The sequence below is a fragment of the Fulvivirga lutimaris genome (assembly GCF_009711525.1).
In the GTDB taxonomy this organism is placed as follows: Bacteria; Bacteroidota; Bacteroidia; order Cytophagales; family Cyclobacteriaceae; genus Fulvivirga; species Fulvivirga lutimaris.
In genome coordinates this window covers 1-13,805 of record NZ_SMLV01000415.1, presented here as the reverse complement: position 1 = coordinate 13,805, position 13,805 = coordinate 1, and the positions used below count along the sequence as shown (strand labels likewise).

Genomic DNA, 13,805 nt, shown 5'->3' with positions numbered 1-13,805 from the left:
ATTAGCGCAATTTAGACGTTTGCGCCATCATAAAAAAGTCAACTACAACTAAAGCGGCCATAGCTTCCACAATAGGCACTGCCCTGGGGACCACACATGGATCATGACGGCCTTTGCCACTTACCTTAATTGTCTCTCCTTTTTCGTTAACACTATCCTGATCCTGCATAATAGTAGCCACAGGTTTAAAGGCTACTTTGAAATAAATATCTTCTCCGTTGGAGATGCCTCCCTGAATTCCTCCAGAGTGGTTTGATTTTGTTTTTATTCTATCACCTTCGGTATAAAATTCGTCATTATGGGCTGATCCGAGCATCTTAACACCTTCAAACCCACTGCCATATTCAAATCCTTTAACTGCATTTATACCAAGCATAGCACCACCAAGTGCGGCATGTAGTTTGTCAAAAACAGGCTCACCTAATCCAACTGGAACATTCTGTAAAACGCCTGTAACAACACCTCCTATAGTATCCCTGTCTTTACGAACCTGATCAATAAGTTCGATCATCTCATCCGCTGCTTTTTGGTCAGGACAACGGACAATATTAGACTCGGTTTTTGATAAATCCAGTGATGTATAGTCAGGTGCTTTTATGTCTCCCACCTGTGAAACATAAGCATCTATTTTGATATCATGCTGCTTAAGCACCATTTTCGCAACAGCTCCGGCTGCTACTCTTGCCGCTGTCTCACGCGCTGAGCTTCTGCCACCTCCTCTGTAATCTCTGATGCCATATTTTTGTTGGTAAGTAAAGTCAGCATGTGAAGGTCTGAACTGGTCTGCTATATGAGAGTAGTCCTTACTGCGTTGGTCCTTATTAGCAATTACAATGGTAATTGGCATGCCTGTTGACTTACCTTCAAATACTCCTGAAAGTATTTCAAAAGTATCATCTTCTTTGCGCTGAGTAGTTATTTTGGACTGGCCAGGTTTACGCCTGTCAAGCTCCTCCTGAATGAAGTCTTCATCTATATCCAGTCCTGCCGGGCATCCATCAATGATAACACCGATGGCCTTGCCATGAGATTCACCAAAAGTTGTAATTCTAAAAATATTGCCGAATGAGTTTCCCAAAGTACTGGTTGGATTAATTTTTCTTCAAAAAGATAACTACTGAAGTTGCTAACATACCTAAAATAAGAATGTTGGCAAATATTTTAACCCATTCAAAACTATCAGTGCTACTTAGTGAATTATCAACAAACTCAATCTGGTCGTAAAATGAGCCCAGATCATTAGACTGGATGGACTCATTCTTTTTGCTTTCTCCAATAACCTTTACAACCTGCTCAGATTTCAAGGTATCATACTGACCTGATTTAGGATTAAAGAATACCCAATTGAAATAATCAGAAAGCTTGTAGACTCCCGGCTCTTTTGGTATGCCATAATAGCTAAATGACTTAGAGCCAGTAACCCTACCAGAGCGTCTGTTTATATTTTGCGTTACATTGGGTTCATAAAAATCAAAGTTGTCATCATTGGCAACTATGGGTTTATTAACAGCCGATATGTTACCCTCACCATAAACATTAAACTCATAAGAGAAACTCTGACCCGTTTCTAGATCATTGGTATTTATTCGTTCATCTAATAGGTAATCACCTACAGCTACCCTATCTCTAAGAGGATGTGGTGGTAGCTCCTTTACCTTAACAGTTTTTGGCCTTGAATAAAAAGTCTTAAAATCTTCCTTTCTATTCTGCCCAAAGAAAGATGGGTTTTTGGCCACCTTATACTTAATCATCTCCAGACCTACTTTAGGAAATACAATATCTTCAGCATTTAGAGGATAGAAGGTGCCCTGATAAATTTTGTATTGCGTGTAGCGCTTGTTATTTAATGTTACTGATTCTCCATTGATGTTCTCAATATTAAAATTCTCTTCCCAGCAGTTTTCAGGGCGTACTACTTTTAAGATATCTGATAGCTGTTTACCTAACTCATGAAATTGAAGTGGAGCTCTATTTCTTTCCGCTACAAAGAATGATAATGTCGTTGTCACACCTTCGCCCACGTAAATTTCATTTTTACTAGTGGTTAGCGCTAGAAAAGCATCTTCATCAATATCTACAAACTCAGTTTCTCCTCCTCTGCTAAAAGGATCATCTCCCGGACTATGATCAAATAAACTTCTAAACGGATCTCTGCTCCGCTGCCTCTGAATAGGTGGGCCTACTTTTACAACAGTACCTTGCGAGCTTACCACTTTGCCATTGACAGTCATGCTAAATGGTCTCACCCGCACATCGCCCTGTTTTAAAGGCACATAGGTCATGGTTATGCTTTGAGAAGAAGAAACCTGACCGTTGATTATTTGAGTGCTAGAAGAAGATGATGTCCCTCGCTTTTGAAAACCCTCAATATCAGGGAAATTATCATAGCTCTGTAGCCTCTCATTAGAGATTGAAATAGTTATTGTCCAGGCCTGATTTTCACCAATCTCTGGCGGGCCGAGTTGCAATTCTATTTCCTGACCAAAAGTCTTGATATTAAAACTCAGTGAAAAAAGAACTAAAAGAAAACCAATGTATCTGTTTTTCAGCATCATATAAAATTGATGAATCTTTATAGTTTTATAACTCGTACAAAGTTATGTCAACTTTAGTAAAGCATTAACGAATACTATGCTAAAGGTTGTTAAAAAGGATAAACTTATCTTTTCACCTAAAAACCAACAGTTATGTTAGATTACTTTAAAACTATACTAGTCAAAGTTAGTTTCGATTTAAAGTTATTCGAAAAAGAACTTAAAAAGGCTTTAAAATCTCTAGTTGGAAAAGAAATAGAAGAATTGAAAAACTGGTGCTACTCAAAATTCGGAGAAACGCATGACCCAGTACTACAGAAGTGTTTTACTTAGCAACTATCTAAAAGACCATTTAACAGAAGGAGACCAACTAAACCGCATCAAACTCTACAAAGAATTTTGCGCCCTTTCCTTTGGCTCCTTCACACCAAATTTTGCCCTGCATTACCTCTACATATTTCTTGGCAATGGAGAGGCCCAAGCCGCTGCTTTGCTCATTGGCTGTAGGCCTTGCAGATAACTTGCTATATGGTTCAAACAAGAACCTCATTTCTTTTTCAGAAATACCAGGACCTTCATCTTCAACCCCTATTCTTACCCTATCCTTTTCCACAATGGTAGACACATAGACTTTTGAATTAGGAGGCGAAAATTTAATGGCATTTGAAAGTATATTTTCCAATACCTGAATTAGGTAATTTGGATCAACACAGGCTTGAGGTTCCCTTTCTGATAAGTTTAATTCTATAGAAGTACTTTTTGCCGCTCCTACTACTTTAAGGGTATTTACAATCTTTTCCAGCAATGGATTGATGTACTGAGCGCTCATATTGACATTAGTTCTCTTGGCATCAATAGCATTGGTGTCGAGGATCTTACCAATCATTGTGTTTTGTCTATCAACCAGATCATTAATAAGGTCTATAGAATTGGTAGTTTCTGTATTTAAATTGGGGTTGATCATTTTAATGATTGAAGCCAAACCTTTGATCTGGTTGAGTGGGCTTCTTAAATCATGAGATACAATCTGCATGAGGTCGTTCTTCTCTTCATTTAGTGCTTTTAGCTGCTCATTTTGGTCAGAGATACTTTCCTTTTGTTCTACAATCTCCCTTTGCTGTTGCGTGACTTCTGCTGTTCTCTGATTAACAAGTTTTTCCAGCGCCAGTTTCTGCTGCTTGATATTGCTTAATCTAAGTTTATAGATAAGGACGAAAATCATTAAAAAGGCTAGTAGTAGTATTACTTTAAACCACCAACTGTCCCACCAGGGAGCCAAAATTTTAATGTAAATTTTATCCCCTTCTTCATTCCATAGCCCATCATTATTTGAACCTTGAACTTTAAAAACGTAATTGCCGGGAGGTACATTGGTATAATAGGCATGCGTATTACCATCACCCTGGCGCCATCTTTCATCAAAATTTTCCAGCATATACTTATACTGGTTGTTTATAGCATCAGTAAAATTCAGTGCAACAAAGCCAAAAGAAAAGAAATTCTGATCATGATTGAGAGTAATTGAATCTGTCTGCTCAAGCAATTCACTTAAAATTCTTAGTGAATCTTTAGCAGTCACCAATTCATTAAACAACTTGAATTCATTGATATGAACCGGGGGTATGACCTCATTAGTAGTAATATCTTTAGCATAAAAAGTAACGATATCGAAACCTCCTAAAAGTATCTTGCCATCTGGTGATTTGTAGTGCGCACGGCCGTTGAATTCTACTCCTTTCAAATAATTGCTAAAAGTCTCTGACTCAACATTAAATCTAGAAATACCATCATTATGACTCATCCATAAATCGCCAAACTCGTCATTTATCACATAATACAACGATGGGTTGGCCAGCCCCTGCTTCTCATTATAATGAGTGAATTTCTCCGTCTTTTTTTCAAACTTATCAAGACCCCCTCCATAGGTAGCCAACCACAAATTTCCCATTCCATCATCGTAGAGATAGGCTATTCTGTCATTTGCAGGAGAGTTAGGGTTATCATCCTGATGCTCATAATTTTTAAAACTATTTGTCTTGGCATCATAGCTTCCAAAACCTCTGGAAGAATAGCCTATCCAATATATCCCATCCGAATCTTCAACAACAGTAGAAATATTGTTGGTCAATAAAGAGTTTGGATTTGAAGGATCCCTGTTAATAACATCGAACTGATTATTAGCCTCATCATATATATTAATTCCATTGTCAGTACAGATCCATATCCGCTGTTTTGAGTCTTCGTAAATGAAATTAATTCTGCCAGAGCTGATACTTTTAGGCCCTGTTCCAGGCAAAAAATTGATAAATGAATCAGTTTCTTTCACATACCTACTCAGACCCGCTAAAGTACCCACCCAAATTCTGTCTTTGGAGTCGATAAATAAAAAATTAATGGCAGTATGACAGAGTGAGTTCGGATCAGATGTATGAACATAGGTCTTCGTTGCTAACGTTTTAGGATCCAATCTTTTCAGACCATCAATTGACGAGCCTGTCCAAATAAACCCATCTTTATCTTCACACAGGGCATGTATATCGCCATGCGGGGCAATTAAGTCTCCATTGACATCAGACTTGTAAATTGTAAACATCCCGCTATGCTTCCCTATTTTATTTAACCCACCTCTTTCGCCTATCCAGAGATTACTGTTGTTATCCATGTATAATGTATTTAGGCGTGGGAAGGAGACCTGAAATTCTGTGAACCTTTTGGTTTCTATGTTAAAACTTGAAAGACCTCCACCATCAGTTGCCACCCAAATTTCATCCGGATCTCCCGGCAGCATACTTATAACATTATTACTAGTAATTGTACCTTCTTGGTCAGGATCGTTAACATACGAGGTAAATCTATCTCCATTTTTTACATTTAAACCTCCACCATTAGTTCCTACATAAAGTGTCCCGTCATCATCCTGATAAAGAGACAATATATCGTTATTAGAAATTGATTCAGGATCGTTCTCATCATTTAAATACCTGTTGATTACACCGGTTTGAATATTAAATTCATTGAGACCTCTATCAGTACCTACCCAAAGTGTGTTTTTATCTTTTTGTAAAATGCATTGCACATTATTGCTTGAAAGCGTGCTGGCATCTCTACCATCATGCTTAAAGGCTTCAAATGACTGATCTGTTCTATTAAACCTGTTTAACCCTCCTCCTTGAGTACCCACCCACAAAGTGCTATCAGCGGTGATATGCAATGAGATCACCCAGTTGTAACTGATAGATTTTGTGTTATCTGATTGTGTTTTGAATGATTCGAAAAGTCCGGTTTTAATGTCATACCTGTTAAGCCCTCCATTTCTTGTTCCTATCCATAAATCTCCATTATAGTCTTCTACCATGGAGGTGATGAAATTGTCATTAATGCTCGTTGGAGCAGCAGGATTGCTCTTGTAAACAGTGAAGTTTAAGCCATCAAACTTGTTAAGTCCATCCTGAGTACCTAGCCATATATAACCATATTTGTCTTGAACAATACTATTGACAGTGCCCTGAGAAAGGCCATTATTATTATCAAAGAAGTCCAGCGTTCTATAATTCGCCCGCTGAGCAAAGCACCAGTTTGAAATGGACGCAAAAATGATGACGAGTTCGAAAAAGAGTGAAAAAGAGCGTTTGCGCATTCTTTTTTATTAGGCGATAATTAGACTATTAATCGATAATAGCCAATTTTGTTTTGGTAAACAACCAAAACTTTCCTTCACACGAGAAATTACACTGATATTTTTTGAGTGGTACTACTTAAGAAATTTAATGTTCCTTTTCAGTCCTTCGAATTTAGTTCTCTTAACTGCCGACTTTCTAAAGATCTCTCGAAAAACATCTTTTGTTATCTCCTCCCAATCACTTTTGGTCATACCCGACAATTGCTCATGAGGTTCAAAGGCAGGCTCATTATGTGGTTTTGAAAATCTGTTCCAAGGGCATACATCCTGGCAGATATCACAGCCAAACATCCAGTCTTCAAATTTGCCCTTTACATCATTAGGAATTTGGTCTTTCAACTCAATGGTAAAATAAGAAATGCACTTACTGGCATCCACAACATACGGATCCGGTATAGCATCTGTCGGACAGGCATCCATACAGGCAGTGCAAGTGCCGCAAAAATCCTTTACCGGTCCGTCAGGAGTAAGTTCGAGATCAAGAATGAGCTCGGCTAGAAAGAAAAAGCTACCGCTTTTTTTATTCAAGAGCAGGCTATTTTTCCCTATCCATCCTACCCCTGAACGTTCAGCCCATTGGCGCTCCATGACAGGAGCTGAATCAACAAAAGCCCGACCATCAACTTCCCCTATTTTATCATGAATTACCTCTAAAAAAGACCTTAATTTATCCTTAACTACATAATGATAATCTTTCCCATAGGCATATTTAGCCACTTTGTAGCTATCTGAATTAGTCAGATCCTTTTTCGGGTAATAGTTATAAACTAAAGAAACTACGGATTTCGCTCCAGGGACAAGCAGGGTTGGATCAAGTCGTTTGTCAAAATGATTTTCCATGTACTGCATAGAGCCATGCATACCTTTAGAAAGCCATTGTTCTAGTTTGGGTGCTTCTTCTGATAAGAATTCAGCTTTGGAAATGCCACAAAACATAAAGCCGAGATTCTCGGCTTCCTGCTTTATTAAATTCGTATTGTTTTGAATTGTAGACTTGCCTGGCATCAGCCCAAAGATAAGGGCTGGAAAAGCAATCTCAAGATATTAATTACTTATTGACAATATTCAGGCCTTTGGCTAAAATATAAAGTGGAGTAGCTATTACTGGCATTGACTTGTACTTACCTAAAATCTTAGTGTGTGTCTCGTGGTCTGTCCTGGCATTAAAGGAATGATTAAAACTCATAGCCGTTAATAAGAACACCACAAAAATTCCTAGCGAAATAGTCCAGAATCTTAAATTTTTCTTTTTCATGGTTTCGATTATTTGACCAGTTAGTACCTATTAGACGACAAATATTACAAAATGTTAATTTTTTTTATCACTTTTTTTCAGTTCTTACATCAGGTAATTTAACCCAATTTGGGTGAGCACCTTCTTATCTCTCAATAATCGCGATTTAGAGCAAATAGAAGCACTTTTATTTAGTGTTTAACCATTAAAATAGTACATTAAATGTTTTGAAAAAATGTTCCTATTCGAACAGCCCACCTGTTCTGCTCGGGGGCACAATCTTTAAATGTTTGTATGCAAGCTCGGTTGCTTCCCGTCCTCTTGAAGTTCTTTTTATGTATCCTTCCTGTATTAAATAGGGTTCGTACACTTCTTCAATAGTCTCAGCTTCCTCGCCACATGCCGTAGCTATAGTAGATAGTCCTACTGGTCCACCTTTAAATTTTTCGATGATAGTTGACAGAATTCTATTGTCCATCTCGTCTAACCCATGCTGATCAACATCCAGTGCTGTCAGTGCCATTTGGGCAATTTCCATGGTGATAGTGCCATCCCCCTTTATCTCGGCAAAATCTCTGGTTCTCCTAAGTAGGTTGTTTGCTATACGTGGTGTGCCCCTACTCCTGCGTGCTATTTCATAAGCAGCGTCTTTATCAATGGTTGTATTTAAAATGCTGCATGATCTATTTACAATGGTAGACAACAGTTCCGCATCGTAATATTCTAGTCTGGCATTGATACCAAATCTGGCTCTCAATGGTGAGGTCAACAATCCTGATCTTGTAGTAGCACCTATTAAAGTAAAAGGTGCCAATGTAATCTGAACTGTCCTGGCACTTGGCCCGGAATCAAGCATGATATCAATCTTGAAATCCTCCATTGCAGAATAAAGGTACTCTTCTACAATTGGGTTTAACCTGTGGATTTCATCAATGAATAAAACTTCATTATCTTCAAGATTAGTTAGTAAACCGGCCAAATCTCCCGGTTTATCAAGAATTGGACCTGAAGTCACCTTAATACTGGTTTGTAGCTCATTCGCTATAATGTGCGACAAAGTTGTCTTTCCCAATCCAGGAGGGCCATGTAATAGCACATGATCAAGAGGTTCACCACGCTTTTGTGCCGCTTGCACAAAAACCTTCACGTTCTCCACCACTTTCTTCTGACCTGTAAAATCTCCAAAATTGAGTGGCCGTAGCGCCCGCTCAAATTCCTTTTCAACAGGACCTAAATTCTCATCATCAGCTTGCAGATAATCTTCGCGCATATATTGTCGATTTCCTGCTCTAAAGTAATCATAAGCCATTCCAAATTCATTAATTTGCGGCAAAATTTAATAATTATGACCCTGCGACTAAAAAACATACTTTATACTCTGGGCTTGTTTTCGGCCATGTTTTTGGTTTGGCATTACAGACAAAATGTTAAGCAGGATGTCATTTGGGTTAAGGGTAAAACTATGGGACCAATAACCTACAACGTCAAATATTTTGATGAGAGTAAAAGGAATTTAAAACCCCAAATCGACTCTCTTTTAGTAGTGTTTAATGAAAGCCTTAATACCTACATTCCTGATTCTGAAATTAGTAAATTCAACAAAACAGATTCTTTTCGGTTTGAGCTTCCTTATTTTCTACCTGCTTTGGAAGCAGCAAGAACTATATATGATCAAACAAATGGAGCCTTTGATCCAAGTATAGGCCCTCTGATAAATGCATGGGGTTTTGGTCCAGGTGAACAAGTGGGGCCTGACAGTTCTTATGTTGACTCGCTAAGACAATTTGTTGGCTATGATAAAATCAAATTTGATCAGCAATCAGTTGTTAAAAATGATAGTCGTACAACAATTAGCTTTAGTGCTTCTGCTAAAGGTTATGGTGTGGATGTAGTCGCCAATTATTTAAGCAATATTGGAATTGAAAACTACTATGTAGAAATTGGTGGTGAAGTAGTTGTTTCTGGAAAAAATCTTGAGCGTGACTCGCCTTGGATCATTGGCATTTTGGATCCTGACTCTGATGAGATAAGTCAGTTTGCTTATGCTCAGGTAGCGCTTGAAAACAGGGCTATGGCCACTTCTGGTAATTATTTCAATTACCATATTATTGATGGCGTGAAATATGGACATACTATATCACCATCTACAGGTTATCCAATACAGCATAATCTGCTCAGTGCTTCTGTTTTTGCTGAAGATTGTCAAACTGCGGATGCACTTGCTACCGCTTTTATGGTAATGGGTAAAGACGGAACCATCGAGTTCCTAAAACAGCATACACAGTATGATGCATACTTAATCTTTAGTCAGCCTGATGGCACCCATGGAGACTATAGCACTGAAGGTATAAAACCTTTCATTAAAAGGGCGGAATAATGAAAAAGGAATGGTTTGGCGAGTGGTTCAATTCCCCTTACTATCATATACTCTATAAAAACCGTGATAATGCTGAAGCGCGGAAATTTATAGATAACCTAACCGCACACCTTAAGATAACCACGGAGCATCAACTTATGGATCTGGCATGTGGCAAAGGGCGACATGCCATTTATCTTAATAAGCAAGGGTTTGATGTTACAGGACTTGACCTGTCTGATGAAAATATAAAACACGCGAGACAATTTGCTAATGACAAACTTCATTTCGAGGTTCATGACATGCGCTTGCCTTTTGAGCACCAAAAGTTCGATTTCATCTTTAACCTCTTCACCAGCTTTGGATATTTTGAAACCACGCACGAACACGAAGTTGCAATCAAATCTGTAGCACGAGCTCTAAAGCCTAAAGGAAAATTAATTCTGGATTTCTTTAATACTTATAAGGTGATCAATGACCTTAAACCTCATGAGATTAAAAAGGTGGATGGCATTGAATTCAATATAGAGAAGCAGCTTTCAGATGCAGGCTACATCATAAAAGACATTCATTTTACCTATGAAGGTGAGCAATATCATTTCACAGAAAAGGTAAAAGCCATAAAGAGGATTGATTTTCTTGAATTCTTTAAGAAAGCAGAACTAAAAGTGGTGAATGTTTTTGGCGATTATGACCTGTCGCCCTATACAGCCGAGCAGTCAGAGAGGATGATCTTTATTGTAGAAAAGATTTAAATATCTTCCCTCAAGGATGGAAAAAGAAGTGGCATAATTTCTGTTTAAATCCGGATAGTGAGAGCACTGTTCAAGTTTTACCAAGACACAATATTATACAGCGGTATATTCAGCATCATAATTAGCATGGTAAGTGGTGTATTCTGGGGAATCATAAGCTTGATGGTAATAGGGCCTGGTATGGGGACTATCATTCATAGCTTTCTCAGAAGCGAAGAATTATACTTTTACTACAACCTGGGGTATACCAAATCCAGCTTAGTAATTAAGCTTTACCTTCTTAACCTGTTCCTCTCCCTTCCTTTACTAGCCTTATACTTCTATATTCTAAGCTTCCTGCCTGAATGACCCTATTCGCAAACACTATCAATCACTCTTTTAAAAATAATCGCATACTCGATAGTGCTGAATTAACATGTAACTCAGGAGAGATTACAGCCATTTTTGGAAGAAATGGAAGTGGAAAATCCACGCTAATGAAAATTTTGTTTGGCACACAGACTCCTGAAAGTATCTATCTGGAAATAAATAATGTGCCGACCGATCCTATCAATGTTAGACGAGATAAGCTTATAGCTTTTCTGCCTCAACAAACTTTTCTGCCTCTTAATACACGTGTAAGAGATATAATTCCCATCTATTTTGATGAGAGTGATCAGCAAAATGAGATTTTCTATGCCCCAAGAATGGCCTCAATAGAAAGAAAGTTGGTTAAAAATTTATCAATGGGAGAGAGGCGATATGTTGAGTTATTACTTGTTTCCCACCTCGATCATCCTATTGTAATACTGGATGAACCCTTCTCAATGATTGAGCCTATGTACAAAGGGATAGTTGCCTCGTTGCTATTAGAGTTAAAATCACATAAGTGTATTATTATTACTGATCACTACTACAAAGATGTACTGTCTGTTTCTGACAAAAATCTAATTCTCAAGGATGGCAAACTCATTTCAATAAAAAATAGTGCCGATTTAAGAAGGCAGGGATATCTTTCAAGTGAATGATTCAACACAAACAAATGTCAATATTCTTCATCGATGTAAGTATAAAAAGCTTTCTCAAAACCCTTGTTAGAGACTCCCAATGTGCTTTCAACATTTCCATTAGAGTCAATTAACTCAAGTACTTTATCCCATCCATATTTTTTATCTATGTACTCTATTAGGTAGTATGCTAAATCATATTTCATCTCACTATTCCTCTCATTGCTGATCTTTTTTAGTGATGGGTATTTCTTCTTTTTTACATAATCTAATTCTTTAGGATTCTCAATCCATTTACAGCACCCCTTATACATAGCCAAACCTTCCCAAAACCAGCCTGGTACACGTGTGGTTTCATTTATCAAATTAAGATGAATACAATGAACAAATTCATGTAAAACAATTTCGTTCAGATTAATAGCTTCTCCAGATTCCTTCTCAGCTGTGATAGGAGACAACATCCTTATTTCATTACTGTCCCAGGCTCTACCCATTTGCCAATTCGGTGCGTCTGGAGTTAGAACCGCATTGTGGTAGGTTTCTAAATCAGGGTAAATCCTGATATTGGTTATAGGTAGGTTTTCAACACCAAATGTTGAGAGCAGATTATCATATCGATCTTCTAAAGTTGAACTTAGTTTTGGTATCAAGGCAGCGTCCTGATAACTATATTGAATAGTAAAATGGTCGGTTGAGGTAGTTTCTTTTAGCGACTCTTCTGTATCGACCGCCAGTGGACTTAGCTTCTCATTTCTTGCCCCATATAAATCAGTGGGCCAATCTCTTCTTGGCCGTTTAACTATGAAGCTCTTTAACTTTTTTTCCTCAACATTTAAGATCAGATAGTAAGTAGTATCGTCTAGCACTTCAGGTAGTTCAGACTCATCCATCACTATATTATATCTTAACTTACCGTTTTCATAAAGTTGTAATTCACGGTCTTTGTCAGAGTCATAAATCGCAAATAACTTTCCCTCTCTCAAATACCATCTACTTCTAAAAAAAGGCTTACCAGGTTTTATTCCTACATCATAATAGCCAACAAACTGCTCCAAAGGAATTTGATCATCTAATTTTGAAACTGCTTCTTGGGCAAAGAGCAATGAGCCCACAAAGGAAACAGTTGCTACAAGCAAAATTCTAATAATCCACATCTTATACTTTTTGTTCAAATGAATAAAATAACAGTACTCAGTGCGTACCATGATGTAGAATGGCACTTATTCTAACCCTTTTTCTGATGTTCCTTTTGAAATTGAGAAGGAGTAATTCCAGTCAATTGTTTAAATACTCTGTTAAAGGAAGTCTTAGAATTAAAGCCTGATTCTAATGCAATTCCTAAAATGGTCAAGTGATTTGATGAGGAATCCATAATGCGTCTTTTAACCTCTTCCACTCGATACTCATTTACAAACTCATAGAAATTTTTACTGAAATGTTGATTTAGGATATATGAAACAAGATTGGGATCAAGAGATAGGTGCAAAGACAACTTCTTTAAATCTAGATTTTCATCCAGATATAACTGATTAGTATCCATCAGCTCAGTTATTTGTAATTGATAACCACTTATTACAGAATTAGGCAAATTAGTATAGCTACTGTTTTTAGAAACACTTTGATTCTGATATGGAATGATATCCAGATACCTAAAGCCTTCCATCCCCATCCAATACATTAGGTAAGTAATGGCTATCATGAGACCATAGACTGTAACCACCAAAACTAAGTATTGCCATTGAAATCGGAAGATTAAAAGAAATAGGATAGCAAAGGGAATCCAGAGCATCCATATGATTCTATAATTCCTAAGTGACACATAAAGCCATTTAAGAGTAACTCCTTGTAGGTTTGATAAATTTGTTAGAAGCCACTTTTCTCTTTCTTTAATAATCGACAGTGATCTTTTCAAGTAATACAGAATAGACAGAATACTCAATAAATAAATAGCGATAGTGAATATTGAATCGGTTGGGACATTATAATATAACACTCCGTTATAGCTACTATAAATTATTTGAATTATTTGCACCATAACCTCTAATAAAAGAGGTATAAAGTGGATAAAATCTTTACTATTAAAACAAAAATCTGGTTCAATAAGCGACTTAGTGTAAAAGAAAATAAGTGGTCCTATGCCTAAAAGAAATGAATAAGGAAAACAGAGTAGAGAACGATACCTAATTTCCAAATTAAGATCCAATATCATAAGATATGCTAAATGCAGACTGACAAATACAATGATGCCGGCCAATAGCCTA

At 37.4% G+C, this 13,805-nt stretch carries 11 protein-coding genes; 3 read left to right on the top strand and 8 right to left on the bottom strand.

The window, feature by feature from the left end; all coding sequences use genetic code 11:
- Position 1: 1 nt before the first annotated feature.
- The 6 genes from aroC to ruvB all read right to left on the bottom strand — a co-directional run bounded on the left by aroC (position 2) and on the right by ruvB (position 8,717).
- Positions 2-1,078, bottom strand: coding sequence for a chorismate synthase (gene aroC, locus E1140_RS15840; protein WP_155186019.1), 1,077 nt, complete (start codon positions 1,076-1,078; stop codon positions 2-4).
- A gap of 13 nt (positions 1,079-1,091) precedes the next feature.
- Positions 1,092-2,552: a BatD family protein gene (locus tag E1140_RS15835; RefSeq protein ID WP_246202975.1), complete on the bottom strand. Its 1,461-nt coding sequence runs from the start codon at positions 2,550-2,552 to the stop codon at positions 1,092-1,094.
- Positions 2,553-2,904: 352 nt separating this feature from the next.
- Positions 2,905-6,171 carry a sensor histidine kinase gene (locus tag E1140_RS15830; RefSeq protein ID WP_155186013.1) on the bottom strand — a complete coding sequence of 1,089 codons (3,267 nt, stop codon included), beginning with the start codon at positions 6,169-6,171 and terminating at the stop codon, positions 2,905-2,907.
- Positions 6,172-6,285: 114 nt separating this feature from the next.
- Positions 6,286-7,218 carry a tRNA epoxyqueuosine(34) reductase QueG gene (queG, locus tag E1140_RS15825; protein WP_155186011.1) on the bottom strand — a complete coding sequence of 311 codons (933 nt, stop codon included), beginning with the start codon at positions 7,216-7,218 and terminating at the stop codon, positions 6,286-6,288.
- Between the two features lie 43 nt (positions 7,219-7,261).
- Positions 7,262-7,468: a hypothetical protein gene (locus tag E1140_RS15820; RefSeq protein WP_155186008.1), complete on the bottom strand. Its 207-nt coding sequence runs from the start codon at positions 7,466-7,468 to the stop codon at positions 7,262-7,264.
- Between the two features lie 220 nt (positions 7,469-7,688).
- A complete protein-coding gene (ruvB, locus tag E1140_RS15815) occupies positions 7,689-8,717 on the bottom strand; it encodes a Holliday junction branch migration DNA helicase RuvB (protein WP_155186084.1) in 1,029 nt (342 codons plus the stop codon).
- Positions 8,718-8,792: 75 nt separating this feature from the next.
- On the opposite strand from ruvB, the gene E1140_RS15810 reads away from it, so the two are divergent.
- The 3 genes from E1140_RS15810 (at position 8,793) to E1140_RS15800 (ending at position 11,565) form a co-directional block, all read left to right on the top strand.
- The gene (locus E1140_RS15810; protein ID WP_155186005.1) at positions 8,793-9,824 is read left to right on the top strand and encodes an FAD:protein FMN transferase; all 1,032 of its coding nucleotides are present in this window, start codon (positions 8,793-8,795) and stop codon (positions 9,822-9,824) included.
- On the top strand, positions 9,824-10,558 hold the full coding sequence (locus E1140_RS15805; protein ID WP_155186002.1) for a class I SAM-dependent methyltransferase: 735 nt from the start codon (positions 9,824-9,826) through the stop codon (positions 10,556-10,558). The genes E1140_RS15810 and E1140_RS15805 overlap by 1 nt, the downstream gene beginning before the upstream one ends.
- A gap of 344 nt (positions 10,559-10,902) precedes the next feature.
- Positions 10,903-11,565 carry an ATP-binding cassette domain-containing protein gene (locus E1140_RS15800; protein ID WP_155185999.1) on the top strand — a complete coding sequence of 221 codons (663 nt, stop codon included), beginning with the start codon at positions 10,903-10,905 and terminating at the stop codon, positions 11,563-11,565.
- A 17-nt stretch (positions 11,566-11,582) separates the two neighbouring features.
- On the opposite strand, the gene E1140_RS15795 is transcribed toward E1140_RS15800, so the two are convergent.
- Entirely contained in the window at positions 11,583-12,698 is a 1,116-nt protein-coding gene (locus tag E1140_RS15795; RefSeq protein ID WP_155185996.1) for a hypothetical protein, read from the bottom strand.
- A gap of 71 nt (positions 12,699-12,769) precedes the next feature.
- The coding region (locus E1140_RS15790) for a helix-turn-helix domain-containing protein (RefSeq protein ID WP_155185993.1) at positions 12,770-13,805 on the bottom strand (1,036 nt) is incomplete at its 5' end.